Below are 26191 nucleotides of genomic sequence, written 5' to 3'. Positions count from 1 at the left end.
GCCGGACGAAAGGCAGCTTCAGTGCAGCGGGTAGGAGGCGAGCGCTTCGTGGCGGAACGGGCGTGTGAAGTGGGAGCGGACCAGGCGGAATTCCGTTGCGGTCCAACGGATGGGCTTCAGCGAAATGGGCCTTGCGGCTCGCTCGGAGTCTCGCGCGATGGTGACGTGTGGATTCCATCCGCGCCCACGGACCTGGAGGGAAAAGCCCGCTTGCAGCAGCACGCAGCTGATATCGCGCTGAAGACGGCGCAGGCCTTCGTGCTCCGAGGGCTGAACCACCGAGACGTCGTTGTTCCACGTGCAGGAGCTGTTGAGCGTCAGTTGCAGTCGCCGCGCGCACACTGCGGCGAGCGCAGCGCGCAGCCGGCGTTCGGCATCGCCTTGCTGATCGTCGAGATACTGAAGCGTGAGGTGCAGGCGCTCTTCAGGTGGAAAGGAGCAGTCCTTGGGCCACCACCAGTCCTTGCGATGCGCTTCGATTTCGGCCTGCACCTGAATGGTGGGGAAGAGTCCGACGAGAAGTTGATTCGGCTCGGTCACGGCGTGCTCCTTCAGCTGGTTTCAGGATTCCGGCGGCCACCAGCTTTCGGCCGTCGTGCGGATGACGCGCGCCGCCTGGGCGCGGATGTCGCTCGTGCTGTTGTGGCCCACCTTGAAGGGCCAGGTCGAGATGCGGCCTGGACGGGTGCGGGGTGGCTGCAAGCGTTGCAGCCTGGAGAAGAAAAGAACCTGCGCCGTGAGCGCAGGTGGACTGGCGGTGGTCATGGGCGTCGCCTCGATGTTGTTCTTGGAGACGACGAATTCTAGAGAAATACTGTATGTATGTACAGTATCCGGAGGGTCCGCAAACCCTTGAGAAAAAGGTTCCTCAGGGCTGCGCGGATGTGCCCAGAAGGGCCTCCAGATCGACCGCCGCAGCCATCGCCCTGTAACCGGCATCGCCCGGATGCAGGTGGTCGCCGGAGTCCATCGAGGCCTTGAGCCGGGAGGGGTTCGCCGGGTCGCGCAGCAGGGCGTCGAAGTCGACCACGGCGTCGAAGGCGCCGCCTTCGCGGATCCAGCGGTTCACGGCCTGGCGAACCTTATCCTTGGCGGGCGAATGGTGGCCTTCGAGCGGCGTGCCTTGCAGCGCCCGCTCGTTCGGCGGGATGGTGCCGGCCATGATGCGCACGTTGTGGGCGCGGGCCATCTCGGCGAGCTGCCGCAACCCCTGGATGACGGCTTCGGCGCGCATGGCCGGTTCCTCGGGCGCGAAGGGGCCACCGGGCCAGCCGATGTCGTTGGTGCCCAGTAGCACGATCATGGCGCGCACGCCCGGCTGGGCGAACACGTCGCGGCCCGCACGCTCCAGGCCGGCTCGGCCCATGCCGTCCTTCAGCAGGCGGCCGCCGGAGATGCCGGCATTCAGCACCGCCACATTGCGCCCCGCCAGCCGCTCGGCCAGCGCGTCGGGCCAGCGGGTGTTGGCGCCGGGCGTGGAGCCGTTGCCATCGGTGATCGAGTCGCCGAGCGCGACGACGGTGGCCGGCGCCCGGGGTGTCTCGACGATCAGGCCGCTGAAGTAGACGCGGGTGCTCCATTGCGTGGCTGCTGCCGGCAGGCGGGCCGCGCCGGTCAGGTCGCCATCGGCGACGAAGGCGGTCTGGCGCGCGTCGAAGTGGAAGCCCGCGGGTTGGCTGGGCCGTGGCAGGTAGAGCGACACGGCAAGCTCGGCGAGCGCGGGCAGGACGATGTCCACCGGGTCGCTGACGAGGCGCGCGCCGGGCGGCACGGTCACGTCGGCCTGCCCGCCGAAACGCAGCGGCCGGTCCGTGCCCTCGACGATGGCCGAACCCCCGCCATGGCGGGCCACGCGTGCGGCGCCGATGTACAGCGGCGCCGTGCCGCCTTCGTTGCTGATCACCACGCGCAGGCGCGATCCGCCGATGCTCAGGCGCGCGACCTGCCGCACGGTCTGGCGGTTGAACTGGAAGGGCAGGCCCGAGGGCAGCACGAAATCGCCGTTCCAGACGGGCTGCGTGCTGGCCATCCAGCTGGGGCTCCAGTAGCTGGCCGGGGAGGGTTCGGCGGCAGAAGTCGCGGCCGAGCCGACAAGGGCGAGCGCGAGAGCGCCGTGGCGCAGGGCCGAGGCAAGAGCGGATGTGGTCATGGAGTTCTTCCTGATGAAAGTTGAAGCGAGGCCTTCACTTTCATTCATGCTCGTCTGGATGGGTAGAAGGCAAAATTGCATCCAGACCATTCCATATTCGAATACACCATGGACACCCTGCGCGCCCTCGAAGCCTTCGTGCACAGCGTCGAACTGGGCAGCCTCTCGGGCGCGGCCCGCGCGCTCGGCACCACGCAGCCGACGGTCAGCAAGCTGGTCGCGGGGCTGGAGCGCTCGCTGGGCGTGCGCCTGCTGCGCCGCACCGCCGCAGGCCTCAGCCTGACCGAGGAGGGCCAGCGCTTCCACGAGCGCTCCCGGCGCGTACTGGAGGACTACGGCGATGCGGTGGCCGACGCGCGCGAAGGCATCCGGCAGCCGCGCGGCCTGTTGCGCGTGAGCGCGCCGGTGACGCTGGGGCAGCGGCATCTCAACGCGATGGCGCTGGAGTTCCTGGGCCTGTACCCCGACATCGAACTGGAGCTGGTGCTCGACGACCGCTTCGTCGATCCGCTGGAGGGCCGCATCGACGTCTCGCTGCGTGTCGGCGGCACTTTGCCGCCCGACCTGGTCGCGCGCCGGCTCGGTTCGTGGCCGCGCGTGCTGGTCGCTTCACCGGACTACATCGCGTCACGCGGCAATCCGCGCAAGCCGCAGGACCTGCTGTCGCACGACTACCTGCGCTACGCGGCCGGCGACGACGGCGTGCTGCTCGATGGCCCCGAAGGCCCCGTCCCGGTGCCGGTGCGCAGCCGCTATCGGGTGAACAACGCGGTGGCGATGCTCGATGCCGTGCTGGGCGGTGCAGGCATCTCGCTGCAGCCGACCTGGATGGTGGCGGAGCTGCTCGCGCAGGGCCGGCTGGTGCGCGTGCTTGGCCGCCACACCGGCCCCGCGCAGGAAATGCACCTGCTCTATGCGCCGCGTCGCCACCAGCCGCAGCGGGTGCGCGTGCTGGTGGACTTTCTGGCGCAGCGCGTGGCGAAGCTGCCGGGTTCGGCAGCCTGAACTCCCGTCAGTTCAGCGGCAGGCGCAGATAGGTGCCGCGCAGCGCATCCTGGCCCACGCTCGGCTTGCTCCAGTCGCACACGCCTGCGGGGAAGATGGTCTGCAGCCGCGCCAGGTCGGCGCCGGCGATGGTCACCGAGTAATCGGCCGCGTTGACCGGCTTCAGCTGGCACTTGAGCACGTCGTTCACCAGCGGCGAGCCGGCCACGATGCGCGGCGTGCTGAAGCGCGGGTAGACCGCGTTGCAGGCGGCGGCCGGGTCGGTCGACGCGGCCTCGTCGATGCGCTTGCCGGTGGCGTCCCAGCAGGCATCGTTGGCGCCCGCGGGCTTGTTGCGCACCACCTTGTCGATGGACGGCGCCGACGTGTCGGCGGCCATGTTGTCCAGCCACTTGTTTATGAGGTCGAGCGAGGCCGACATGTAGTCCACCGGCGTCTTCGAGCCCAGCGTCCAGATGATCTGGTTGTCGCTGCGGCCGTTGGCGCGCTGCAGGCGGGCGCGGATGATCAGGTCCTGCATCGTGTCGTGGATGTCGCCCACCAGGTCGGCGTTGCCGCGCTGCGTGACGATCGGTATGTTCGCCAGGCCTGGACCCTTGAAGCTGTTCTTGAAGCCGCCCGAGTAGGTGGCCTTCAGCGCGTCGGGGTCGGCCTCGGAGCGCGCGGCCTGCGTGTTGCCGTCGCCGTCGTAGCCGCCGACCTTCTCGTTGAGGTCGAGGAACTCCTTCACCGAGATCGCGCCGCTGTTCAGCGCGGCCAGGCCGTACTGCACGCCGATGTTGTCGATGGGGCGGCGCGCCTCCTGCGTTCCGGCGCGTTTGCCCAGCAGGTTCACGTTGGTCTGGAACAGGTCGCAGCGGATGCCGTTCGGATTGGTCGCGCGGTTGAACACGTTCGACGCGTTGGCCGGCTCCAGGAAGCCGCAGCCCGCCGCGTTGTCGGACTTGATGATGCTCGCGAAGGACAGGTCCCAGCTCGTGCAGGTGTTGGTGTTGAAGCCGTTCACCGCGTTCTGCTTGGCCGTGGTCCAGGTGGCGGTGTCGAGCTTGTAGACGTTGTTGAGCAGCCGGCACTCCATCACCTCGGGCATCAGCGTCTCGGGGAAGGACACGATGGGCTGGATGCCGTCGAGCAGGCCCGGGTAGAGCTGCGCGATCAGGTACTGCTGGATGGCGCCGCCCGAGCCACCGAAGCCGACGGTCCACTTCGGCACGGTGCCGAACTCCTCGATGACGTGCTCCTTCAGCATCATCAGCGTTTCGCCCTGCAGGTGCGGGTTGGCGTGCTGGTTGTTCCACAGCTCGGTCGAGTTCATGAAGGCGAAGCCGCGCGAGAGCTGGATGTGGCCCGCGTCGCCGAGGATCGACTCGATGGGATGCACGCCCTGGTTGTACTGGGCGGAGCCGCAGCAGTCGAAGTACACGACCAGCTTCCTGTTCCAGCCCGGGCCGGGCTTCCAGGTGGCGGGCGCGTCCTTGGCCGGGTTGTCTAGCACCGCGAGCCGGTATACGCCGCGGTTGATGGTGCCGGACTCCACGCGCACGATGTAGGGCACGGTGTTGCCGTCGTTGGTGGTCGTGGTCGCGAGGTCGGCCGGCCGCGTGCCCGTGGGGTCCGAAAGCGGCTTGAAAGTATTGGAGGTGCTGCGGTAGTACCAGACCACCTGCGTCGCGGCCGAGCAGTCGGCATCGAGGGGCGAGCCCAGGCCGTTCTGCACCGTGCGGCATTCGTAGGGCGAGATGTGCGGGCCCGAGAGGATCGGTCCGGTGATCGGGTAGTTGACCAGCTTCACTTCGGTGCGCTGCGCCGAGTTGTCGGCGTTGCTCACGACCAGCGAGTTGCTGCTGCCCGTGGTGCTGGAGGCATCGGTCGTGAGCCCGGTGACGAGCCCGCGCAGCACGCGGGCCGTGCTGTCGGCCACCGGCACCTGCGAGCTCACGTCCTTGCCGTTGAGGCTCACGCGCACCTTGTCGAGCGCAACGCCCACGGGCGCGGTGATCTCGAGCAGCGTGTCTCCGCCGCTGATCATGTCGGGCGACGACGAGAGCGTCTTCACCTGGAAGGCGGCCGGCGTCGGCGCGGACGGCGGCGGACTGGCGCCGGGAATGAACGAGAACCCGGGGCCGCTGCCAGATCCTCCCCCGCATGCGGCGACCAGCAGGGCGCCGGCCATCGCGACGAGCCCGGCTGCAACGGCGCGGGATGGGCGAGGCCACGGAAAAACCCGCTTGCGCGGGCGGCGGGGTGTAGCGAACATCGACGTCTCCTGTGTTGTATGTCCTTGAAAGAATACGAATGGACGTTCCGGGCCGCGGTCGTTGCGACGACAGATGACGCGCGAATTGCTACAGGTAATCCCTGATCCCAATGATCCGGCCGGCCGGCCTGCCGCCCCGCAGGCGATGGAGGAGATGGTGCGGCGCTCCAAGTGGGCGTCGGCGCTTTCGTCCGCCGACCTGGAGCATGTGCTCGGCAGCATGCAGGAGCGGCAGTTCGCGCGCGGCAGCTGCATCGCGCGTGCGGGGCAACTGGTCGAGCACTGGATGGCGCTGATCGACGGCTTCGCCAAGATGTCGGTGGCGTCGGAGGACGGGCGCGTGTCGACGCTCACAGGCGTGTCGGCCGGCGTGTGGTTCGGCGAGGGTTCGCTCTTCAAGCACGAGGCGCGCCGCTACGACGTGTTCGCGCTGCGCCCCACGCGCGTGGCGCTGATGCCGCGCCGCACTTTCGAATGGCTGCGCGGCACCAGCGTGCCCTTCAACCACTACCTGCAGGATCTGCTCAACGCGCGGCTCAGCCTCTTCATCGGCGCGCTGGAGCACGAGCGCCTGCTCGATACCGACGCGCGTGTCGCGAACTGCCTGGCGAGCCTCTACAACCCGGAGCTGTACCCGGAAGCCCCGCGCTCTCTGGAAGTGGGGCAGACCGAGATCGGGCTGCTTGCCAACGTGTCGAGGCAGCGCGTGAATGTCGCGCTGCAGCGCTTCCAGGCGCTGGGGCTCATCCGTCTCGAGAAGCGCGGGCTGACGGTGCTCGATCTTGCCGGCCTGCGCGGCTACAGGGCGTCGTGCGGCTGCGCGCTGGCCGCGGAGGGCGGGCGCCCCGGCTCAGGTGCTGCGTAGCTGTCGCGTGCCGACGGGCGTGTCGGGGCCGGTGCGCACGTTGCGCTCGATGAACTCGCGCGAGATCGCATCCACGTTCGCCGGCGCTGGCGTGTTGAAGGACATGCGGTACTTCAGCAGCTTGCCGTTGCGCACCGCGAGGTAGGTGAACGAGTCATAGGCCTTGCCGTCGCGCGAATGCACGAGGCGGAAAGAGACGGTGCGGAAGGTCAGCCCTTCGATGCGCACGTCCTTCGTCGGGCCGATCTTCGCGCTGGCATACACGCCCTGCGCGGCGGCGCGCTGCACCTCGGCGATGGTGCTTCGGAAGTGATCGTCGAACTGCGGATCGCCGACGCCCGGCTGCCAGCTGCGCTTCATGTCGTAGACGTAGACGTCGATCCAGCCGACGCTGCTCTCGAAGCGATGGCTGTTGCCCAGGCCGGCGTTCGCCGCTTCGTACGACTTGGAATTGATGTAGCGCCACTGCACACCCGTGGGCTGGGCTGGCGCGGATTCGGTCGCCGGCTCCGTGGCCGACGGCGCCGTGCCCGGAGCGCTGGCGCATGCGCACAGAAGCGCGGAGAGAAACGCGGCGATCAGCAGTCTCATGAACTGGCTCCGGGAGTGGGGAAGCCGGATGCTACGTGATCGGGGACGCAGGGTGAAGGCGTCTTCGCGACCCGCTAGGCGGCGTGAAGTCCTCGCAGCGGCATCTCTTCTGTGCGCGCATCGCGGCGTTCCGTCTTCCGCCGCTCGATCGCCTCCGCGAGGAACTCCGCATCGCGCGCCACGCCCGAGAAGCGCCCCGATCCCCAGGTGTGCAGCCACGGCAGTCCGAGGAAGTAGAGCCCCGGCTCGTTCGTCACGCCGCGCAGGTGCACGGGCGCGCCGCGCCCGTTGAACACGGGCGCATCGACCCACGCGAAATCGGGTGAGAAGCCGATGCACCAGACCACGCTGGTGATGCCCGCCGCCGCGAGGTCGAGCCGCGTGCGCTCTTCCGGCGGCTCCCACACCGGCGTGTAGACCGAAGGCGGGGGCGCATCGATGCCCTGCGCGGCGATGTGCCTGTCGATCGATGCGTTGATGCGGTTGTAGGTGTCGTCTGCCCGGTCGAGGTTGTCCCGCAGGTTGGGCTGGAACTCGAAGCGGCCGCCATCGAAGCCTTCCAGCAGCCCGTACAGCTCCATGCCTTCGAGCGCGAAGCGGCGCAGGTCGATGTCGCGGCCGCCGTCGCGGCCGGTCACGTAATGGTTGGTGTTATCGCGCACGCCTTCGCGCAGCGGATGCTCGGTGACGGGCATGTCGTAGTACTTCATGTCGGCGAGCCAGTCGACCACCTCGCGGCCCCGGTAGAAGCGCGCGCAGCGCGGCGCGTTGCCCGTTGCCAGGTGAACCTTTCGCCCGGCCAGGTGCAGGTCTTCCGCGATCTGCGCGCCCGACTGACCGCAGCCCACCACCAGCACCGCGCCTTCCGGCAGCTGCGCGGGGTTGCGGTACTGCGCCGAGTGGAACTGCGCGACGTCCGTCGGCAGCTTTTCCGCTAGGCGCGGCACGATCGGCTTGTGATAGCCGCCCGAGGCCACCACCACCTGGTCGGCGGTGTAGAGGCCCGCGTCGGTCTGCACGGTGAAGCGCTCGTGTTCCCGTCCCCCGGCGCCCGGCACGCGGAACACGCGCTCCACGGTCACGCCCTCGATGGCCGGCGCCTTCACATGCTCGACGAAGCCCGCGAGCCACTCATTGATCTGGTCCTTGACCATGAAGCCGTGCGGATCGCCGCCGATGTAGCCCCAGCCCGGCAGCTGGCACTGCCAGTTGGGCGTGACGAGGCAGAACGAGTCCCAGCGCTGCGTGCGCCAGGTGTGGACCAGGCTGCGCTTCTCGATCACCAGATGGTCGATGCCGCGCTGCTGCAGGCAATGGCTCAGCGACAGGCCGGCCTGGCCGCCGCCGACGATGACGACGCTGTAGTGGCTGCGTCCGCCGTAAGGGTGTGACATGGGTGCTCTTTCCTTATCTCTGTCTCTGGATGTGGGGCGGGTCAATCGTCGAAGGCGACGACGGTGACTTGCGCATCGGCTGTCGCCGAAAAGCGCGCGGCGATGCCTTCGACCTCGGCCAACTGGTCCATCGCCTGCGAACAGGCGAAGCCGTACTTCGCGCGCACCCGCTCCGAGGCAATGCCCAGCGCTTCGCGTGCGCGTTGCAGAAAGTCGTCGAGGGCGTAGCGCTGGCCGGGCGCGAGGTGTTCCCGCACCACGCTGGAAGGCGAGTAGCAGCGGGTTTCGCTGGCGTCGGGCCAGCGCACGCGGAAGTGCGTCACTGGCATGCGGCGGGCTCCTGCAGCGTGGTGGACGGCTGGATGAAAGCATCGCTGCCGAAGTCCCACAGCAGCGCTTCTTCACCTCCCGCGCGCAGACGCACCTGCCGTGTGGCGTCGACCTCGCCGATCACGCCGCAGGCGATGTCGCGGGCCGAGAAGCGTGCCATCACCGCCGCGACCTGCGCGGGTGCCACGCTGAGCACGAAGCCATAGCTCGGAAACGAAGACAGCCACCGCAGCAGCGGCACGCCGTCGGGCCGCGGCAGCGCGTCGAGGTCGATGCGCGCGCCGACGCCCGAGCATTCCAGCAGCATCATGGCCGTGCCCACCGCGCCGGCCATGCTGATGTCCTTGGCGGCGCAGCAAAGCCCGTCCTCGGCGATGGCTGGCAGCAGCTCCAGGTCGGCGCGCAGCCGCGCGGCAGGCGCGCGCGTCGAGGCGTTCCAGTACGGAAACGGCTCTTCGTAGGCGCCGCGCAGGTCGGCCGCCATCACGAGCAGGTCGCCCGGCTTCGCGTCGAAGCTGGTCAGCAGCCGGCGCGCATGCCCGAGGATCGCGACCGCCAGCTGCGGCTTCTCGCTGCGGTTGTTGCTGTGGCCGCCCACGATGGGCACGCCGTAGCGCACGGCCGCTTCGGCGAGTCCGCGCAGCACGTCGTCGGCCGGGTTCATGCCGGTGCTCCAAAGCGCGTCGACCACGGCCGTCGGGCGACCGCCCATGGCGTAGATGTCGCTCACGTTGACCATCACGCCGCAGTAGCCGGCGAACCACGGCATGCGCACGATGAAGTCTTCCACCAGCCCCTCGATGGCGAACAGCAGGTAGCCGCCATGGCCGTCGGGGATGGCGGCGCAGTCGTCGCCGATCGGCACTGCCTGCGCGAGCGCGCCGTGGCCGCCGGGCAGCGAACGGCCCAGCGCCGATACCACGTCGCTGATGTCGCGCTTGTGGGCGAAGCCGCGCGTGGCGCGAAGGGCCTCGGCGATGTCGTGGACGCGTTGCTGCGTCATGCCAGCACCTTCGCGCGCGTGACGAAACCGCTCAGCGGATCGTGGCAGGGCGGATACCAGCCGAGGTCGGCCCGCATGCGTGCGTGCGGGCGGCCGTGCACCGTGGTTTCCTCGAGCGCGGTCCAGCCCAGCTTCTCGAACAGCGGCACGTTCTGCATCTGCACCTGCGCGAGAAAGATCCTGCAGCCCAGCGCATGGGCGCGCGACACCGCGAGCCGGATCAGCGTCGCACCCAGGTGCCCCTGGCTGCGGAAGGCGGGGTGCACCGCAAGGCGCGAGCCCCACCATTCGCCGGCCGCTTCGCCGCGATGGATGCGGACCGTGCCCACCACCTGGTCGGGCATGCCGCCGTTGCACGACATCGCCACCAGCAGCCGCGCATGCTCGTCGACGGCATCGCGGTCGTCGCGCGCGAAGATGCCTTGCTCGATGCAGAAGACCGCGCGGCGCAGCGCCATCGCTTCGTCGCGCTCCCATTGCTGGGCGGCTTCGCGCACCAGGTACTCGACGGGTGCGTAGTGGTCCGCCATCTCGCAGAGGTCGTCGATGCACAGCATGGTCAGCTTTCGCTTTCTTTTTCGTAGATGGAGAGTGACGAGCACGCGCCGCACTTGCCGCAGCCGGCCTTGATGTCCGCCGAGCGCAGGCCCGCCGCCACCACGCGTTCGCCCAGCGGCGCGAGCAGCGACTTCATGAATTCCGGCGAGGGCGCCGGGTGGTCTTCCAGCGGGGTGCCGCTGATGGGCACGAAGGGCACGACGAAGGGGTACACGCCGCGCGCCAGCAGCTGGTCGCAGGTGTCGAGGATGGCTTCGCGCGTGTCGCCCAGCCCGGCCAGGATGTAGGTGCTGACCTGCCCCCGGCCGAAGACGCCCACGGCCGCCTCGAAGGCGCTCATGTAGCGCGACACCGGCACGCTGGCCTTGCCCGGCATGATGCGTTCGCGCACCTCGGGCGTGACCACTTCCAGGTGCATGCCGAGCGTGTCGATGCCCGCGGCCTTCATGCGGTGGAACCACTGGTCGTCGTCCGGCGGCTCGCACTGGCCCTGGATGGGAATGTCGACCGCTGCCTTGATTGCGAACGCGCTCTCGCACAGCACGGCCGCGCCGCGGTCGGTGGCGTTGGGCGTGCCGGTGGTCATCACCATGTGCTTCACGCCGTCGAGCAGCACGGCGGCGCGCGCCACCTCCGCGAGCTGCTCGGGCGTCTTGCGCGCCACGGTGCGGCCGGCCGCCAGTGACTGGCCGATCGCGCAGAACTTGCAGCTCTTCCTGCGGCTCTCGTAGCGGATGCAGGTCTGCAGCACGGTGGTGGCCAGTACGTCGCTGCCATGCAGCGTGGCGATGTGCGAGTAGGGTACGCCGTCGAAGGTCTGCATTGCATAGAAGCGCGGCTGCCTCGGAAAGCTGATGCTCGCGATGGGGATGCTGCCGCGCATCACGCGGCTCACGCCGGTGGCGTCGGGCGCCTCTGCCGTGAATGGCGAGTGCCAGGCGGTCGAGGTGTGGACCGGCACCATGATCGTGTGGCCGTCCACCGTCACGGCCTTGTGGTCCGAGGGGCCCGCGCCGCCGCGCCGGCTCGCGACGCCGGCCGAGGTGTCAGCCAGCCGCAACCCGAAGGACTGGAGTTCGGTCATCAGCTGCCGGCTGTCGGGCTGCTGCATCGTCGAGGGTGTGGTCATGGTCGGGGCTCCGGTGAACGAGGGGTTGCGTGGGGTGCATGGGCACGGTGGTCTGCGCCGGCCGGTCGTTGATGGCGAGCGACAGCAGCTCCGGTCGCGCGTAGTGGCCGACCGAATCCATCATTCGCTTGCGCTTGGCGATCAGCGCCATGTCGAGGTCGGCCACCACCATGCCTTCGCCTTCGGTGAGCGGCGGCGCGAGGTGCTTGCCCTCGGGCGAGACGATGGCCGTGTGGCAGCCGCCGCGCAGTGCCTTCTGCAGGTCGGCGTCGGGCGTGACCGAGCGGACCTGCTCGTCGGTGAGCCAGCCGGTGGCGTTGACCACGAAGCAGCCCGATTCGAGCGCGTGGTGGCGGATGGTCACTTCCATCTGCTCCGCGAAGACCGGCCCGACCAGCGAGCCGGGAAACTGCGCGCAATGGATCTCTTCGTGCTGCGCCATCAGGCTGTAGCGCGCGAGCGGGTTGTAGTGCTCCCAGCAGGCCAGCGCGCCCACGCGGCCGACGGCCGTGTCGACCACCTTGAGGCCGGCGCCGTCGCCCATGCCCCAGACCATGCGCTCGTGGTACGTGGGCGTGATCTTGCGGCGCTTCAGTGCCAGCGTCCCGTCGGCATCGAACACCAGCTGCGTGTTGTAGAGGCTGCCGTGGTCGCGCTCGTTCACGCCGAGCACGACGACCATGCTCCGGGCGCGGGCCCGTTCGGCCACCGCCTGCGTGACGGGGCCGGGCACGACCACCGCGCGCTCCGCCAGCCGCAGGTGCGGCGCGCCCTGCAGCACCGGCGGCAGCACGAAGCTGAAGTAGGGGTAGTAGGGCACGAAGGTCTCGGGAAAGACCGCGAGCTGCGCGCCCTTGGCAGCGGCCTCGTCGATGGCGCCGCACACCCGTTCGAGCGTGCCTTCGGGCCGCTCGAAGTCGGGCGCGATCTGGATCGCCGCGGCGCGCACGATGCGGTGAGAAGAGGTCATGGTCATCCCCTGTCCACGACGGCGAGCGCAGCGAAGCCAATTCGGGGAACACCGCAGAACCGGCTTTGCCGGGCTGCAGGTGTTGCCCCCGGCGAGGGGGTTGGCGAAGCGACACGAAGTGCGCGAAGACTGGGGGTGAGCATTTACAGCGTCCAGGTGTCGATGACGACCGCGCCGGCCTTCTTGTGCAGCAGCACGAGGTCGAGCACGTCCAGCGGGTTGATCGGCGTGATGCCCTCGATCAGCGCGCCTTCCCCGTGGCCGTACAGCGCCTGCAGCGCGAAGCGGCAGGCATACACCTTGCCGCCTTCCTCGATGAACTTCGCGATCTGCTTGTTGAAGTTCTGGTGACCCGGAAAGGCCTCGTCGCCCAGCGTGGGAAAGCCGCGCTGCACGCCCAGCGTCACGCCGGGGCCGTAGAGCAGGACGGAGGTGTCGTAGCCCTTGCGCTTGAGCCGCGTGGCCTGCAGCAGGTTCACGAAACCGATCGAGCCTTCGAAGGCCACGGTGTGGAAGGTGACGAGTGCCTTCTCGCCGGGCTCTGCCTTGACGTCTTCGAACACCTTCTCTTCGTAGTCGACGAGGAACTCGCCTTTTTCGTTGCGGGGGCGGGTGACTTTGGGCATGGGGTTCTCCGGGTTGGGTGGTGGGTACGCAGGTCTTGCGTGCCTTCTCCTTCGCAGGCGATGTGCCAGCGCTCCGGCGGCCTCATGCGATCAATGCGCGATCAACACGCGGCGGCGCGGGCCGCGCGGGCGAAAAAATCTTTTGGGTGCCTTCGAACGCGGGAACGGGGCGAGCTCGGAAGGCCTGTCGCGCACCGTGACGACGCGCATTCCATGCGATCAATGCACCCGATCAATGGGGTTGATCGCACCTGATCGAAGCATTTCTCTCCCGAGGAGCGGGCGCGGTTCATGCATGTTGATCGGCGGCCGGATGCAATCAATGAATGCGATCAATTTCGCCGGAGCGCCCACCATGACCACGATCACCGCCCACTGGCGCAAGCAGCTGCGCAACACCTCGCGTCCGGCCTACCTGCTGCTGGCCGACCTGATCGCGGACGACATCAAGACCGGCCGCCTCGGCGTGCGCGACCGCCTGCCCACGCTGCGCGACCTGGCCACCGAGCTCGAGCTGAACTACACGACCGTGGCGCGCGGCTACGCCGAGGCGCGCAAGCGCGGGCTGATCGACTCGCGCGCCGGCACCGGCACCTTCATCCGCTCGGGCAGCCCCAGCCTGCGGCTGCGCGGCGGCAGCGGCGCCGAGATGACGATGAACATGCCGCCCGAGCCCGACGACGAGCACCTGATGGCGCGGCTGCATGACAGCGCCAGCCGCGCCTTCGCGCAGATCGACTTCCACGACCTGCTGCGCTACCAGGATTTCGGCGGCACCGCGCACGACCGCGCTGCCGGCATGCACTGGCTGCGGCGCTTCGTGCCCGATGCCGGCATCGACCGCATCCTGGTGTGTCCCGGCATCCATGGTGTGCTGACCGCGCTGTTCTCCCAGCTCGCGCGACCGGGCGAGCTGGTCTGCGTGGAGTCGCTCACCTATCCGGGCGTGAAGGCCATCGCGGCGCAGCTCGGCGTCCAGTTGCATGCGCTGCAGATGGACGACGACGGCCCCATCGCCGACGCCTTCGAGCACGCCTGCAAGACGCTCAAGCCCAAGGCGCTCTACTGCAACCCCACGTTGCTGAACCCGACCGCCGCGACCGTTTCGCGCGCGCGGCGAGAGGCACTGGCCGACGTGGCGCTGCGCTATGCGGTGCCGATCATCGAGGACGACGCCTACGGCATGCTGCCGCGCCAGACGCCCGCGTCGCTCGCCACGCTGGCGCCGGGGCTCACGTACTACGTGAGCGGCTTTTCCAAGTGCTTCGGCGCGGGGCTGCGCAGCGCCTACGTGTGTTCGCCGACGGTGGTGCAGTCGCAGCGGCTGGCGGGCGCGATGCGCGCGACCACCGTGATGGCCTCGCCGATCACCAATGCGCTGACCACGCTGTGGGTGGAAGACGGCACGGCCGAGGAGATGCTGCAGGCCGTGCGCGCGGAATCGGTGGCGCGGCAGGCGCTTGCGGTGCGCTACCTGGGCGACAGCGGCCTGCAGGCGCACCCGGAGGGCTTTCATGCCTGGCTGCCGCTCACGCCAGGCTGGAGTCCGGTGGAGTTCGCCTCGTACCTGCGCACGCAGAACGTGGGCGTGGTGGCGAGCGCGGCCTTCTCCACCGACGGCGATCCGCCCGACGCGGTGCGCATCTGCCTGGGCGGGCCGATGTCGCGCGAGCAGTGCGACCAGGCGCTGCGGCTGATCGCCGACACGCTGGCGCATCCGATGCATCCGCATGCGACGCTTCGAGACGGCAATCACGGTGCGTGAGCGGCACCGGAAGGGTGGACTCACACGGGATTGATCACTTGTCGCATCACGATCTGGGGGGCTGGCCGCTCCCACAGCGCGTCGAGCGCCGACTGGATGCTGTCGAAGACCCGCGACCGGCTCCTGGGCGAGGGCAGGTAGTGGTTGAAGTAGCGCCGGCCCTCGGTCGGCACGCCCAGCAGCGTGAGCTGGCGCACAGGCAGGCCTGTCGCGTCGACCGGATGCCCGAGGGCGTCGATGAGCGGAACCGCCATTCGTTCGTCCGCCGGAGGCGGCGGCGACGAGCCGGCGCACAGGCCCGAGCGGCACAGCGCGGCGAGCAGTGAATCGTCCGTGGTGTCGATCGCGCCGTACCCCGCGCGTCCGTGCACCAGATGGTCGAGGCAAGCGACGAAGGGCGTCTCGAAGGCGCTCGATCGCGCCCGCCAGACGCCGAGCGCGGCGTCGCGCTCGAGCGCGGGGGCCGGGCCGAGGTCTACGCGCAGCAGGCCGGCACGCATCAGCGCCAGCCATTCGAGCCCGCGCGAGATCGGCGGCCCCACGACCAGCAGCGAGATCCGCGGCGCCACCACGTCGAAGAAACGGCGGCGGGATGCCGGCGCGAGTGTGTCGAACTCCACCGCCTGGCGGATGAAGCCGCGCAGCACGCGCAGCATTTCCACCGCGTACTTGTACGGGCTGTGCGCCTCGCCCTTGCGCGCCTCGTCCACGTCGAAGCGCAGGCGCGCTGCAAAGGCTGCGCTGAATTCCGCGCCGCTGCGCGGCGAAGGCGCGGGCCTGGGGACGGATTCCGATGCGAGCAGCGTTTCAGGCGAGAACCCGGCCATCGATGGCAGGGTCTTCTCGCACAAGGCCTTCACTTCGGCAGGCGCTAGCAGGGCGAGCACGCGCCGGCAAGCCGCCGCGTCCGCGCCTTGCGACAGCGCCATCGCTCGCATCAGGTAGGCCGCGCGCATCTCGGCCGAGAGCACGGTCAACAGGTCTTCCTCGAGCAGCAAGCCTTCGGGCCCGCGTGCCGCGCGCCGCAGGGCCAGGTAGGCATCGGTGCAGAAGATCGGCGCGAAGCTGCCCGACAGGTCGAGCGATTGCGCCGGCCGGCACGCGAACGGCATGCCGCTGCGGGAGTGCACGAACATGACGGGCTCACGGCCGCTCGGCAAGTACTGCAGCATGCCGTCGTCCTCGCGCACGAAACGGCCGCCACGGCCCGTGGTGAGCGCCGCCACCACGTCCACCGCCACCAGGCCGGTGCCCGAGATGCCCACCGCAGACCCGGCCTCGATGCGCGCCTGCAGCGGTGCCGGCGGGTAGGGGGCCATCGGCCTTGCAGGCGATGCCGGCCGTTCGCCGCCGGAACGTGCCAGACCATGGCCGGTGCAGAGGAAGACGTGATCCACCGTGAGCGCCGAACCGTCGCCCAGACGCACGTGCACCCGCTCGTTGGCCACGAGCGAGACATCGAGCGCGCGATGGCGCACCTCCGAGATTCGAAGATGCGAAGGCGCGTTGTTGCACAGCACCGCGTACACGTGCCGCAGGTAGGCGCCGAAGAGCGCGCGCGGCAGGAAGCCGTTGGGGTCGGCTGCGATGTCGCGCTCTTCGCGCAGCCAGTCGATGAACGACATCGCGCCCGTGAGCGGCGCTTCGCCGAAATGGCGTGCGCTGAAGCTGTCGAGCTGGCCGGTGACGGTGTTGAGCAGCAGGAAGTCTTCCTGCTGCGGCTTGTGCAGACCTGGGCCCGGCTCGTCGGGGTCGATCACGTGCACGGTGAGCGCGAGCCGTGGCTGCCGGCGCGCGACGGTGACCAGCCGGTCGAGTACCGCCAGGCCCCAGGGGCCGGCGCCGACGATCGCGATCTCAACCCGCACGGCGCAGCTCCCTGTCGGGCCTGCCCGGCAGCGTGACCAGCATCACCCCGGCGACGATCAGCGCGCTCGCGGCCAGCAGGCTCCAGCTCAGGGGCTCGGCGAGAAAGACCACGCCGAACGCCACGCTCACCAGTGCCCGCAGATACGCGTTGCTGGTGGTGGTGACCGGGCCCAGCGTGCGAATCAGCCTGAAGAAGATCACGCTGGCCAGCGCGGTCGACAGCACCGCGAGGGCCAGCAGTGCCAGCGTGGCCTCGAGGCTTGGCGTGAGCGTCCAGGGCCGGTCCATGGCCAGGCTGAAAGGCAGCATGGTGAGCCCGCCGCACAGCAGCGAGCCGGCCGCGGTGACCACGGCGGGCTGGTCGCCGAAGCGATGGCCGAACACAGCCCCGCACGCATACGACGCGCTCGCCCCCAGGACCGCCATGACCGCGAGAAAGTCGCTGCCGCCCAGCGCAGCGTGGGAACCGAGGCCGGCGATCCCGGCGACGCCCGCAAGGCCGAGCAGCACGCCCACGAACTTCGTGAACACGAAGGGCGCCGAGCCGACGACGAAGACCGACAGCATGAAGGCGAACAGCGGCACCGTGGCGTTGAGCACGCCCGCGAGCCCGCTTGCGATGTGCTGCTCGCCCCAGCCGATCAGCGTGAACGGCAGCGCGCCCTGCAGCAGCCCCTGCACCCAGAGCGCCCCCCAGCGGCCGGGGCGCGTCGGGAGCGTGAAGCCCTTCGCCAGGGCCAGCGCCGTCAACAGCGCGCCGCCGAGCAGGATGCGCGCCGCAGCCAGCGTGGCCGGCGGATAGTCGGCCACCGCCACCTTGATCAGCGTGAAGGAGCCGCCCCAGAGGATCGCGAGCAGCACCAGCAGCATGTATTCGCTTGGCGGCGCCGGCGCCCTTGTCCCTTGTTTCTCAGGCATGGCTCAGCGCCTCCAGGTGTGAGCAGTAGTCGGTGAAGCACTCCTCGATCTCCGAGGGCGAAAGCAGGCCGGCGCGGTACTGGAACTCGACGTGCGTGGCGTCGTGCCATCCGCGGATCAGCATGAGCAGGTCGTACTTCAGCCGGTAGCCGCGATCGGCGTGCCGCGGCGTCGCAAGTCCGGGCGCGTCGCCATCGGCCTGGGGCATGAAGTTGAGCGAGAAGCCGGTCAGCGGGTTGCGGTCCGCGCCGGGCGGCAGGCCGAGTTCGTCGAGCACCTGGTCGAACTGGAAGTCCTGGTGGCGCGCGGCCAGCGCGATGCCGTCGCGCACGCGCTCGACGAGCTGCCCGGGCGACAGCGCACCCAGCCCCGTGACGCGCAGCGGCACCAGGTTGATGAAATCGCCGATGGCCTGCGCGACCTGCGGGTGGGCACGGCCGGCCAGCGGCGTCACGACCACGAGGTCGTCGCATTCGGTCAGCGCCGCGAGCCAGCGGAAATACGCGCCCACGTACAGCACATAGGGCGTGCACTTCAGGCGCCGCGCCGCCGCCACGACCGCATCGCGCAGCGTGCCGCGCACGGCGGCCTCGATGGCATGGCAGCGTTGCGGATCGTCGCAGCGCAGCCTGTCGGGCAGGTAGCGGTGGCGGTAGGGCGCGGCGAGCAGCTCGCGGAAATGCGAGCGCGCGGCCTGTGCCGAGGCGTTGCGCGCGCCGGCCCAGGCCGCGATGTCGCGCATCGACGGCGGGGCATCCGTCGTCCAGGGTCGGCCCGCGAGGCGCGCGGCCAGCTCGCGCCCGAGCAGGCCCTGGCTCGTGCCGTCGCTGACCAGGTGGTGGACGGTCCACAGCAGCCGGCGCCGCCTGCCGGGCAGGACGAGCAGGGTCGCGCGGAACAGCGGCGCGTCGGAGAACAGCGCGATCTCCGCCTCGCCTTCGGCCACGCGCAGCGCGTCGATGCGGCGCGCCAGTGCTTCCGCTTCGAGAGCGCTCAGGTCGCACAGAGCCACAGGAACGTCTTCCGTCGGCATGATCGACTGGCGCACGGCGCCTTCCTCGTCATGGCCGAAGCGCAGGCACAGGCTGTCGTGGCGCAGCGCGATCTCGGTCAGCGCGCGGCCTACCGAGTAGGCATCGACGCCGTCGGGCAGCTCGAACAGCGCGACCATGTTGCACCAGTTGCGGTTGCCGCCCGCGCAGAAGGTGCGGAAGTAGCGCCGCTGCTGCGGGCTCAGCGCGAACCAGCGGGTGCGCGGGGCGGGCGGGATCGGCGCCGGCGCGGCCGAACCGGCCTCCTGCAGCTGCCGCGCCAGCTCGCGCGCGGTGGGCGCGTGCATCAGCAGCAGCGGCTGCGCATGCATGCCGAGCCGTGCTTCGAGCTCGGCGCACAGCCGCATCGCCGCGAGCGAATCGCCGCCGAGCGCGAAGAAGTCCTCGTCGACGCCGACATGCGCCTGCCGCAGCACCCGTGCAATCGCGTCGGCCACGCCGAGCGCGAGCTCGTCGGCATCCGCGTCGGAGGCGGCGGCGGCGTCCGCGCGCGGCGCAGGCGCGGGCAGGCGTGCGCGATCCAGCTTGCCGTTGGGCGTGAGCGGCAGCGCATCGAGCGCGATCAGGTGGCTCGGAATGGCCGCCGCAGGCAAGCGCTCCGCGAGGAAAGGGCGCAGGCTCCGGCGCACGGCCTGTGCATCGGCCTGCGTGCTGAAGTAGCCCACGAGCTGCGCGCAGCCTTCCTCGTTCGTCACGCACACCACGGCCGCGTCGGTCACCGATTCGTGCGACTGCAGCACCGCCGCGACGCCCGCGGGCTCGATGCGGGTGCCGAGGATCTTCACCTGATGGTCCTTGCGTCCGCGCAGGTGCAGCGCACCCTGCGCGTCCAGAAAGCCGAGGTCGCCGCTCAGGTAGGCCGGCTGCCCGTCGAGCACGATGAAGCGCGCGGCCGAGGGCTCCTCCGGGCCCAGGTAGCCCAGCGAGCGGTGCACCGTGCGGATCGCGACCTCGCCGGGCTCGCCCGGGCCTGACGGCTGCAGCGCCTCGTCGAGGATGCGCACGTCGACCCCGGGCAGCGGCAGGCCGCAGCACTGGATGCCCTCGGGCGCCGGGTCGGGCACGCGGGAGCAGAACTTGGCGAGCGTGGTTTCGGTCGGCCCGTACAGGTTGTAGACCGCGCTCGAAGGAAACGCCGCGCGCCAGCGCCCGACAAGCGCACTGCCCAGCGGTTCGCCCGCGAACAGCGTGTGGCGCAGCGTGGCGTTGCGCGCGCCCGCGGGCAGCGCCGCCAGGCAGGCCTGCGCCAGCGACGGCACCGCGTGGAGCACGCTGACGCCCATCCTGGCGAGCCAGTCCGGCACTTCAGCCGGTGTCGGCGGGGCGTCTGCCGGTGGCAGGCAGCCGGTCACGCCCGCGACGACCGGCAGCAGCAGGTCGCGCAGCACCACGTCGAACGACAGGCGGGTGAGCACACCCACGCGGTCGCCGGGCTGGAGGCCGAGCATGCCGGCTTCCCAGGCCAGGAAATGCGCGAGGCCGCCGCGCCGCCCGAGGATGCCCTTGGGCCGCCCGGTCGTGCCGGAGGTGAAGAAGACGTAGCAGCCCGCATCGGGCGCGATCTCCGGCAGGCCCAGGTCGTCGAGCGTCCACCCGGCCTGCGGCGATGCGGCGCCCGCGACGCGCCGGATGCCGTCGGCCCCGAGCGGCGACTGCATCGCGAACTCGATGGCCAGCGTGGCGGCCGCCGCGTCCAGCATCGCCTGCTTGCGCGCCGGCGGCAGCGCCGCGTCGACCGGCACGGCGACCACGCCCTCGAGCAGGCAGCCCACGAGCATCGCCGCCAGTCCGCGCGAAGCCATGCCATGCAGCACCACGCGCTCGCCAGCCTCCACGCCTTGCCGGCGCAGCAGCGACACCTGCGCGACCACGAGCGCCGCGAAGTCGTCGCGCCTCATGGCGCCTTCGTCGTCGATCCAGAGCGTTGCCGCACCGGTGCGCAGGCCGTCGCGCAGCAGCGCGGTGAGCGATGGTTGCGGCGCGTTCACAGTGTCACCTCGAACACGTCGGCAAAGCGGCGTGGGTGGTAGAGCGTGTGCATCGCATGTGGGCGTGCCTCCAGCGCGCAGGCCACGGCCTCCGCGACGGCCGGCGACTGCGCGAAGCCGCCGGTGTTGTGGCCGCCGCTGAGCACCATCTTGCCGCCTGCGTCCGCTTCCTGAACTTCGAGCACTCCCAGGCCCGAGGGCGTCCAGGGCCGCACGCAGAAGCCCGGACGCTCGCCGAGCATGCCGGACTCCCTGGCACGCCTGAACTTGTCGCCGAAGAGTTCCTCCGCCGTTTCCATCACGCAGCGCGCGAGTTCTGGCAGGTCGGCCAGGCGCACGTCCTCGGCCGAGGCGCCGACGAAGCCGTGCCCCGAGCTGCAGTGCAACACAGGCCGGCCGGCGGCATCGCGCCCGGGCACGACGTTGGCGCCCTGGGCCGCCTCGCTGCTGCCGAAGGCGCGCCGGCGCACCTTGAGCGGCGTCTGCAGCGGCGTGCCATTGTTAGGCAGCGTGACCCACATGCCGACCATCGCGCCGATGGCGGGCAGCCCCGCCGTCCTCGCGGCAAGGGTGTGCGCCTGCGCGCCGGGGGAGAGTACATAGTGGTCGGCCCGCCGCAAGGCATCGTTGACGACGATGCCTGTCACCGCGCCCGAACCTGCATGCCGCACCTCGCTCGCCTCATGCTGCCAGTGGAAGCGCGCGCCGAGGCGCTCGAGCAGCCCGATCAGGTTGCGGCAGAACGAGACGATGTTGAGCGAGAACCCTTGCACATCGAGCGCTCCCGCGATCGCTCCCTCGTCGATCGCGCTGCCCAGCGCGGGCTCGCGCTCGCGCAACCGCGTGAGCGGGACCGCGCCGATCAGCGCACCGATCTCGGCCTCGGCCGTCTGCGCCGCGTGCAGGGACGCCTCGCTCGGGTAGATGCGCAGCAGCCGGCCGACGTGGTGCGTCTCGCGCAGCAGCTCCGGATAGAGGCTGAAGAGCTCGCGCCACAGCCGGTGGCTCTGCCGGTTGAAGCCGACGATGTCGTTGCCATAGAGCAGCGCCGCCCAGGGCGGCACCTGTTCGAGCTGGTCGATCCAGCGGCGGTCGGCGTCCGACATCGTCTGGTAGTCGCGCGACAGCCAGCCGTCCCGCGAAATTCCAAGGCGAAAGCGCGGCGTGTCCCGCGGCGTGTAGAGCGGCGAACAGGCCAGGTGATGGCGCGACTCGTTGTACGAGAAGATGCGCGCGTCCCTGCCGCCGAAGGTCGCGCCGGCGCGCTCGGCGTGCGGCGTGTCGCCCCGGCGCGGATCGGCCATGCGGTCGTACACCGACACGCGATGGCCGCGTCGGCACAGCGTCAGCGCCGTGACCAGGTTGACGACGCCCGCGCCGACCAGCATCACCTCGCCCGGCGCACCGGCCACCGCCTCGGCGGACGGCCCATGCCTCGGCCGGCACATGGATTCCGCAAGCACGAAGGCTTCGTACTCGGCGCGCTCCCAGTTCGATCCGGTCACGAAGGCGCAGCGCCCTTGGAGCGTCGACGGATCGATGGCGACCCGCGAGGCCGAGAGGCCGCAGAAGATGAAGCGGCAGCCGGGGAGCCCGGCCGCGATGGCCGAGACCGCCTCGTACTGCGCCTCGCGCGCGATCACCACGTCGGGCGCGAGCGCGGCGAGCTCCGCGGCGACCTGATGCGGCGCCTTGGCCGCGAGGTCGGGCCTCAGCACGATGTTGCGCGCCACGAAGACATCGGCCGATGTCCGCGCGAGCCAGCACATGACGACGATCTTCATGCGCCGCCCGCCCGGTCGACCAGGTGGCACGCGACCCAGCGGTCGCCAGCGACTCGCGCGAGCGCGGGCACCTCCTCGGCGCAGCGGCGCGTGGAGCGCGGGCAGCGCGGGTGGAAATGGCAGCCGCGCGGCGGATTCAGGGGAGAGGGAATCTCTCCCCGGATCGCCACGAACGTCTTCTTGCGCACCTCCAGCTTCGGCGCCTCGGCCAGCAGGCCTTCGGTGTAGGGGTGCAGCGGCTGCTCGAACAGCGCGTCCGCGCCGGCCGATTCGACCACCCGCCCGAGGTACATCACGACCACCCGGTCGCTGATGTGCCGCACCACGCCGAGGTCGTGGCTGATGAACAGGTAGGTGAGGGCCAGTTCCTCGCGCAGCGCCATGAACAGGTTGATCACCTGGGCCTGGATGGAGACGTCGAGCGCCGCCACCGCCTCGTCGCAGATCAGCAGCCGGGGCTGCACGGCCAGCGCCCGGGCGATGCCGATGCGCGCGCGCTGGCCGCCCGAGAACTGGTGCGGGAAGCGCTGCATGAAGCCGGCGTCGAGCCCGACCTTGCGCATCAGCGCCGCCACGAGTTCTTCCTGATCCTTCGCGTCGATCAGCCCGTGCGCCACGGGTGCCTCGCCGATGATCTGGCGCACGCGCATGCGCGGGTTCAGGCTCGCATAGGGGTCCTGGAAGATCATCTGCACGCCGAGCATGTCGCGGCGGCGCTCGGCAGCCGAGAGCCGCCGCCTGCGCAGCTCGGCGTCCTCTCCCAGCCACCAGCGCTCGCCTTCGCTCAGCGCCTGCAGGCCCGCGGCCATGCGTCCGAGCGTGGACTTGCCGCAGCCCGACTCGCCCACCAGCCCGACGACTTCGCCGGGGCGCACCGCGAGCGAAACGCCGTCGACCGCATGGACGGTGCGCGCGGGCGCCTGGGCGCCGAAGAGGCGCGCGATCCTCGCCGCGGCATCGGGCTTGCGGACGAAACGCTTGGAGCTGGCGCGCAGCTCGAGCAACGGGGTGACGGATTCCATGGTGTCAGTTCGCGATCGCGGCGGAGGAGGAGGGCAGGGGAGTCGGATGGAAGCAGCGCAGCCGGCGGCCGTCGAGCGCCACCAGGGGCGGCTCGTTGCGGCAGACGACATCGGCGTTGGCGCAGCGCGCCTGGAATGCGCAGCCCTGGGGCAGCGCGAGCAGCGAAGGCGTCATGCCGGGAATCTGCTGCAGCGGATGTCCGCGCGGGTTGCGCGACGGGGCGCTGGCGATCAGCCCTCGCGTGTACGGGTGGCGCGGCCGGTCGAGCACCTCGGCCACGGGGCCCTGTTCGACGATGCGCCCGGCATACATCACGCTGACCGTGTCGGCCAGGCCCGCCACCACCGACAGGTCGTGCGAGATCCAGATCAGCGCGGTGCCCGACGCCCGGCACAGGGCCTGCATCTCCGCGAGGATCTGGCCTTGCACCGTGACATCGAGCGCGGTGGTTGGCTCGTCCGCGATGATCACGTCGGGCTCGTTGAGCAGCGCGATGGCAATCGCCACGCGCTGGCGCATGCCGCCCGAGAACTGGTGCGGGTAGGCCAGCAGACGCTCGTGCGGCGACGCGATGCCGACTTTCGCGAGCGCGGCGGCCGCGCGTTCGCGCGCCACGCGCTCGCTGACCTTGTGATGCGCGCGCACCGCCTCGATCATCTGCGTGTCGATGCGAAGCACCGGGTTCAGCGTCATCATCGGATCCTGGAAGATCATCGCGACGCGGTTGCCGCGCACGCCCTGCAGCGCGCGCGGCGACAGGCTCCGCAGGTCGAGCACCTCGCCGGTGCGCAGCGCCAGGCGCAGGCGGCCCGCCACCACGCGGCCCGGCGGGTCGATCAGGCCGATCAGCGAGTAGCCCGTCATCGACTTGCCGGAACCCGATTCGCCGACCAGGCCCATGATCTGCCCGCGTTCGATGGAAAAGGACACGTCGTCCACGGCCTTCACGATGCCCGCGCGCGTGGCGAACTGCGTCTTCAGGCCCTCGACGAGCAGGACGGGGTGAGAGGCGTTCGTCATTGCTTCTGCAGCCGTGGGTTCGACACGTCCCGCAGCTGGTCGGCCACGAGGTTGATCGCCAGGATCGTGAGCAGCAGCAGGATGCCGGGATAGAGCGACATCCAGTACTTGCCCGCGAGCAGGTATTGCTGGCCGTTGGCGATCAGCAGCCCTAGCGAGGGCTCGGTGATCGGCACGCCCAGGCCAAGGAAGGACAGCGTGGCCTCCAGCGAGATCGCGTTGGCCACCTGCAGCGCGGCCACCACGATCACCGGCGGCAGGCAGTTGGGCAGCAGGTGCCGCAGCACGATGCGTGCGTCGCCCAGTGCCAGGCCCTGCGCCGCCTCGATGTATTCCTTCCTGCGCTCGACCAGCGCGGCGGCGCGAACGGTACGCGCGTAGTAGGCCCATTGCACCGCCACCAGCGCGATCGCGACGTTGCCTACGCCGGGCTTGAGCAGCGTGATCAGCACCAGCGCGACCAGGATCGCGGGAAACGACAGCTGGATGTCGACGATGCGCATGAGCAGCGCATCGAGCCGCCCGCCGGTGTAGGCCGCGAGCAGGCCCAGCACGGTGCCGAGCGACAGCGCCGCGATCGTGGCCACCACGCCGATGCCCAGCGAGATACGCAGCCCGTAGAGCATGCCCGAGAGCATGTCGCGGCCCTGGTCGTCGGTGCCCAGCAGGTAGAGCTTGCCGGGGCCGGACGCGTGGTCGGCACCGTGCGAGCCGGGCGGCAGGCGCGAGTCGAGGATGTTGAGCTGCGCCAGGTCGTACGGGTTCTGCGGCGCGAGCAAGGGGGCGAGCAGCGCGGCGAGCAGCAGCGCCAGCAGCACGGCCGCGCCGAGCACGGCGAGCTTGGAGTGGGCGTACTGGCGCAGCAGCCGGCGCAGCGGGGATTCGTCGTCTTCGGTCATGGTCGTTTTCTTCATGCGCCTTGTTCGTCGAGGCGAACGCGCGGGTCGAGGCTCGAATACGCGATGTCCACGAGCAGGTTGAGCAGGGTGAACATCGACACCACCACCAGCAGGTAGGCGACGATCACCGGGCGGTCGAGCGAGGAGATCGATTCGATGATCAGCTTGCCCGCGCCAGGCCAGACGAAGATGGTTTCGGTCACCGCGGCGAACGCCACCAGCGCGCCGAACTCCAGCGCCACCACCGTCACGATCGGCACGAGGATGTTCTTGAGCACATGCACGCCCACCACGCGCGCCGGAGCGAGGCCCTTGGCACGTGCGAACTTGACGTAGTCCTGCGTCAGTGCCTCGTGCGTGCTGGCCCGGGTCAGCCGCGTGACCAGCGCGAGCTTGAAGAGCGCGAGGTTCACGGCAGGCAGAAGCAGGTGCTTCCAGCCCTCCAGGCTGAAGACCGACAGTGACAGCCCAAGCACTTCGCGCGTCGGTCCGCGTCCGCCCGCGGGCAGCCAGGCCAGCTGCACCGCGAACACGACGATGAGCATCAGTCCGACCCAGAAGGTCGGCAGCGAGAAGCCCAGGATCGAGCCGGTCATGATGCTCCTGCCGATCCACGACTGAGGCCGAAGCCCCGCCCAGAGGCCCAGCGGCACGCCGAGCGCGATCGCGATCAGCATCGCGACACAGGCGAGCTCCAGCGTGGCGGGCAGCCGTTCGAACACCAGCGCGATCGCGGGCACGCCGTGGACGAAGGAGTTGCCCAGGTCCCCGTGCAGCGCGTGCCGCAGGAAGTTCCAGTACTGCAGCGGCAGGGCCTGGTCCAGGCCCATGGCCTGCACCAGCCGCGCGCGCTCGGCCTGATCGGCGTCCATGCTGATCAGGATGTCGGCCGGATTGCCGATCAGGTAGACGCTGGCGAACACCAGCATCGACATCGCCAGAAGTACGCCGACGCTCTGCGCCAGGCGGCGGATCACATAAGCCAGCATGATGGTC

23 protein-coding genes are annotated in these 26191 nt (G+C 70.0%); 3 read left to right on the top strand and 20 right to left on the bottom strand.

Annotation, left to right across the window (positions count from 1 at the left end; genetic code table 11):
- Positions 1–18: 18 nt before the first annotated feature.
- The 3 genes from ABL844_RS19360 to ABL844_RS19350 form a co-directional block, all read right to left on the bottom strand.
- Positions 19–540, bottom strand: a complete 522-nt coding sequence (locus tag ABL844_RS19360) for a 2'-5' RNA ligase family protein (RefSeq protein ID WP_418128554.1) — start codon at positions 538–540, stop codon at positions 19–21.
- Positions 541–561: 21 nt separating this feature from the next.
- Positions 562–765, bottom strand: coding sequence for a hypothetical protein (locus ABL844_RS19355; protein WP_418128553.1), 204 nt, complete (start codon positions 763–765; stop codon positions 562–564).
- Between the two features lie 103 nt (positions 766–868).
- On the bottom strand, positions 869–2149 hold the full coding sequence (locus tag ABL844_RS19350; protein WP_418128552.1) for an SGNH/GDSL hydrolase family protein: 1281 nt from the start codon (positions 2147–2149) through the stop codon (positions 869–871).
- A 108-nt stretch (positions 2150–2257) separates the two neighbouring features.
- Between ABL844_RS19350 and ABL844_RS19345 the strand changes: the two genes are divergently transcribed.
- On the top strand, positions 2258–3154 hold the full coding sequence (locus ABL844_RS19345; protein WP_369661844.1) for a LysR family transcriptional regulator: 897 nt from the start codon (positions 2258–2260) through the stop codon (positions 3152–3154).
- A gap of 7 nt (positions 3155–3161) precedes the next feature.
- Here ABL844_RS19345 and ABL844_RS19340 read toward each other — a convergent pair whose 3' ends face one another.
- Positions 3162–5411, bottom strand: a complete 2250-nt coding sequence (locus tag ABL844_RS19340) for a DUF6351 family protein (RefSeq protein WP_418128550.1) — start codon at positions 5409–5411, stop codon at positions 3162–3164.
- 154 nt (positions 5412–5565) lie between these two features.
- Here ABL844_RS19340 and ABL844_RS19335 point away from each other — a divergent pair, with 154 nt between their 5' ends.
- Positions 5566–6276 carry a Crp/Fnr family transcriptional regulator gene (locus ABL844_RS19335; RefSeq protein WP_418131927.1) on the top strand — a complete coding sequence of 237 codons (711 nt, stop codon included), beginning with the start codon at positions 5566–5568 and terminating at the stop codon, positions 6274–6276.
- On the opposite strand, the gene ABL844_RS19330 is transcribed toward ABL844_RS19335, so the two are convergent.
- The 8 genes from ABL844_RS19330 to ABL844_RS19295 all read right to left on the bottom strand — a co-directional run bounded on the left by ABL844_RS19330 (position 6262) and on the right by ABL844_RS19295 (position 12877).
- Complete coding sequence (locus ABL844_RS19330) at positions 6262–6867, bottom strand: hypothetical protein (RefSeq protein WP_418128549.1); 606 nt, start codon at positions 6865–6867, stop codon at positions 6262–6264. The genes ABL844_RS19335 and ABL844_RS19330 overlap by 15 nt on opposite strands.
- A 74-nt stretch (positions 6868–6941) precedes the next feature.
- Positions 6942–8261: an MSMEG_0569 family flavin-dependent oxidoreductase gene (locus ABL844_RS19325; protein ID WP_418128547.1), complete on the bottom strand. Its 1320-nt coding sequence runs from the start codon at positions 8259–8261 to the stop codon at positions 6942–6944.
- 41 nt (positions 8262–8302) lie between these two features.
- The gene (locus tag ABL844_RS19320) at positions 8303–8590 is read right to left on the bottom strand and encodes an MSMEG_0570 family nitrogen starvation response protein (protein ID WP_369661848.1); all 288 of its coding nucleotides are present in this window, start codon (positions 8588–8590) and stop codon (positions 8303–8305) included.
- Positions 8581–9594: a sll0787 family AIR synthase-like protein gene (locus ABL844_RS19315; RefSeq protein WP_418128546.1), complete on the bottom strand. Its 1014-nt coding sequence runs from the start codon at positions 9592–9594 to the stop codon at positions 8581–8583. Before ABL844_RS19315 ends, ABL844_RS19320 begins: the two co-directional genes overlap by 10 nt.
- Complete coding sequence (locus tag ABL844_RS19310; protein ID WP_369661850.1) at positions 9591–10151, bottom strand: MSMEG_0567/Sll0786 family nitrogen starvation N-acetyltransferase; 561 nt, start codon at positions 10149–10151, stop codon at positions 9591–9593. The genes ABL844_RS19315 and ABL844_RS19310 overlap by 4 nt, the downstream gene beginning before the upstream one ends.
- Before the next feature lie 2 nt (positions 10152–10153).
- Entirely contained in the window at positions 10154–11236 is a 1083-nt protein-coding gene (locus tag ABL844_RS19305) for an MSMEG_0568 family radical SAM protein (RefSeq protein ID WP_418131926.1), read from the bottom strand.
- Entirely contained in the window at positions 11199–12251 is a 1053-nt protein-coding gene (locus ABL844_RS19300) for a Nit6803 family nitrilase (protein WP_184637118.1), read from the bottom strand. The genes ABL844_RS19305 and ABL844_RS19300 overlap by 38 nt, the downstream gene beginning before the upstream one ends.
- A 143-nt stretch (positions 12252–12394) precedes the next feature.
- Positions 12395–12877, bottom strand: a complete 483-nt coding sequence (locus tag ABL844_RS19295) for an MSMEG_0572/Sll0783 family nitrogen starvation response protein (RefSeq protein ID WP_126022040.1) — start codon at positions 12875–12877, stop codon at positions 12395–12397.
- A 355-nt stretch (positions 12878–13232) separates the two neighbouring features.
- On the opposite strand from ABL844_RS19295, the gene ABL844_RS19290 reads away from it, so the two are divergent.
- Entirely contained in the window at positions 13233–14642 is a 1410-nt protein-coding gene (locus tag ABL844_RS19290) for a PLP-dependent aminotransferase family protein (protein ID WP_126022041.1), read from the top strand.
- A gap of 20 nt (positions 14643–14662) precedes the next feature.
- Here the strand turns inward: ABL844_RS19290 and ABL844_RS19285 are convergent, their stop codons facing one another.
- From ABL844_RS19285 to ABL844_RS19250, 8 genes are read right to left on the bottom strand one after another with little or no spacing between them, the layout of a single operon-like run.
- Complete coding sequence (locus ABL844_RS19285) at positions 14663–16510, bottom strand: FAD/NAD(P)-binding protein (RefSeq protein ID WP_418128545.1); 1848 nt, start codon at positions 16508–16510, stop codon at positions 14663–14665.
- Positions 16500–17429: a DMT family transporter gene (locus tag ABL844_RS19280; RefSeq protein ID WP_418128543.1), complete on the bottom strand. Its 930-nt coding sequence runs from the start codon at positions 17427–17429 to the stop codon at positions 16500–16502. Before ABL844_RS19280 ends, ABL844_RS19285 begins: the two co-directional genes overlap by 11 nt.
- Positions 17422–20469: an AMP-binding protein gene (locus tag ABL844_RS19275; protein ID WP_418128541.1), complete on the bottom strand. Its 3048-nt coding sequence runs from the start codon at positions 20467–20469 to the stop codon at positions 17422–17424. The genes ABL844_RS19280 and ABL844_RS19275 overlap by 8 nt, the downstream gene beginning before the upstream one ends.
- Positions 20466–22253: an NAD(P)/FAD-dependent oxidoreductase gene (locus tag ABL844_RS19270; protein ID WP_418128540.1), complete on the bottom strand. Its 1788-nt coding sequence runs from the start codon at positions 22251–22253 to the stop codon at positions 20466–20468. Before ABL844_RS19270 ends, ABL844_RS19275 begins: the two co-directional genes overlap by 4 nt.
- Positions 22250–23275: an ABC transporter ATP-binding protein gene (locus tag ABL844_RS19265; RefSeq protein WP_418128538.1), complete on the bottom strand. Its 1026-nt coding sequence runs from the start codon at positions 23273–23275 to the stop codon at positions 22250–22252. The genes ABL844_RS19270 and ABL844_RS19265 overlap by 4 nt, the downstream gene beginning before the upstream one ends.
- 4 nt (positions 23276–23279) lie before the next feature.
- Complete coding sequence (locus ABL844_RS19260; RefSeq protein ID WP_418128537.1) at positions 23280–24296, bottom strand: ABC transporter ATP-binding protein; 1017 nt, start codon at positions 24294–24296, stop codon at positions 23280–23282.
- On the bottom strand, positions 24293–25210 hold the full coding sequence (locus ABL844_RS19255; RefSeq protein ID WP_369661858.1) for an ABC transporter permease: 918 nt from the start codon (positions 25208–25210) through the stop codon (positions 24293–24295). Before ABL844_RS19255 ends, ABL844_RS19260 begins: the two co-directional genes overlap by 4 nt.
- A complete protein-coding gene (locus tag ABL844_RS19250; RefSeq protein ID WP_126022049.1) occupies positions 25207–26184 on the bottom strand; it encodes an ABC transporter permease in 978 nt (325 codons plus the stop codon). The genes ABL844_RS19255 and ABL844_RS19250 overlap by 4 nt, the downstream gene beginning before the upstream one ends.
- Positions 26185–26191: the final 7 nt, after the last annotated feature.

This window comes from Variovorax sp. 278MFTsu5.1, assembly GCF_048305045.1.
GTDB lineage: Bacteria > Pseudomonadota > Gammaproteobacteria > Burkholderiales > Burkholderiaceae_C > Variovorax > Variovorax guangxiensis.
The sequence above is the reverse complement of the archived record's forward strand: the minus strand, read 5'-3'. Positions and strand labels throughout refer to the sequence as shown.

What these genes read in the sequence shown, in the direction of transcription:
- ABL844_RS19320 (WP_369661848.1), bottom strand. Translation starts at nt 8,590, where the DNA reads ATGCCAGTGACGCACTTCCGCGTGCGCTGGCCCGACGCCAGCGAAACC.
- ABL844_RS19255 (WP_369661858.1), bottom strand. Translation starts at nt 25,210, where the DNA reads ATGAAGAAAACGACCATGACCGAAGACGACGAATCCCCGCTGCGCCGG.
- ABL844_RS19310 (WP_369661850.1), bottom strand. Translation starts at nt 10,151, where the DNA reads ATGCTGTGCATCGACGACCTCTGCGAGATGGCGGACCACTACGCACCC.
- ABL844_RS19355 (WP_418128553.1), bottom strand. Translation starts at nt 765, where the DNA reads ATGACCACCGCCAGTCCACCTGCGCTCACGGCGCAGGTTCTTTTCTTC.
- ABL844_RS19350 (WP_418128552.1), bottom strand. Translation starts at nt 2,149, where the DNA reads ATGACCACATCCGCTCTTGCCTCGGCCCTGCGCCACGGCGCTCTCGCG.
- ABL844_RS19280 (WP_418128543.1), bottom strand. Translation starts at nt 17,429, where the DNA reads ATGCCTGAGAAACAAGGGACAAGGGCGCCGGCGCCGCCAAGCGAATAC.
- ABL844_RS19325 (WP_418128547.1), bottom strand. Translation starts at nt 8,261, where the DNA reads ATGTCACACCCTTACGGCGGACGCAGCCACTACAGCGTCGTCATCGTC.
- ABL844_RS19270 (WP_418128540.1), bottom strand. Translation starts at nt 22,253, where the DNA reads ATGAAGATCGTCGTCATGTGCTGGCTCGCGCGGACATCGGCCGATGTC.
- ABL844_RS19290 (WP_126022041.1), top strand. Translation starts at nt 13,233, where the DNA reads ATGACCACGATCACCGCCCACTGGCGCAAGCAGCTGCGCAACACCTCG.
- ABL844_RS19260 (WP_418128537.1), bottom strand. Translation starts at nt 24,296, where the DNA reads ATGACGAACGCCTCTCACCCCGTCCTGCTCGTCGAGGGCCTGAAGACG.
- ABL844_RS19300 (WP_184637118.1), bottom strand. Translation starts at nt 12,251, where the DNA reads ATGACCTCTTCTCACCGCATCGTGCGCGCCGCGGCGATCCAGATCGCG.
- ABL844_RS19315 (WP_418128546.1), bottom strand. Translation starts at nt 9,594, where the DNA reads ATGACGCAGCAACGCGTCCACGACATCGCCGAGGCCCTTCGCGCCACG.
- ABL844_RS19345 (WP_369661844.1), top strand. Translation starts at nt 2,258, where the DNA reads ATGGACACCCTGCGCGCCCTCGAAGCCTTCGTGCACAGCGTCGAACTG.
- ABL844_RS19265 (WP_418128538.1), bottom strand. Translation starts at nt 23,275, where the DNA reads ATGGAATCCGTCACCCCGTTGCTCGAGCTGCGCGCCAGCTCCAAGCGT.
- ABL844_RS19340 (WP_418128550.1), bottom strand. Translation starts at nt 5,411, where the DNA reads ATGTTCGCTACACCCCGCCGCCCGCGCAAGCGGGTTTTTCCGTGGCCT.
- ABL844_RS19250 (WP_126022049.1), bottom strand. Translation starts at nt 26,184, where the DNA reads ATGCTGGCTTATGTGATCCGCCGCCTGGCGCAGAGCGTCGGCGTACTT.
- ABL844_RS19305 (WP_418131926.1), bottom strand. Translation starts at nt 11,236, where the DNA reads ATGACCGAACTCCAGTCCTTCGGGTTGCGGCTGGCTGACACCTCGGCC.
- ABL844_RS19295 (WP_126022040.1), bottom strand. Translation starts at nt 12,877, where the DNA reads ATGCCCAAAGTCACCCGCCCCCGCAACGAAAAAGGCGAGTTCCTCGTC.
- ABL844_RS19335 (WP_418131927.1), top strand. Translation starts at nt 5,566, where the DNA reads ATGGTGCGGCGCTCCAAGTGGGCGTCGGCGCTTTCGTCCGCCGACCTG.
- ABL844_RS19330 (WP_418128549.1), bottom strand. Translation starts at nt 6,867, where the DNA reads ATGAGACTGCTGATCGCCGCGTTTCTCTCCGCGCTTCTGTGCGCATGC.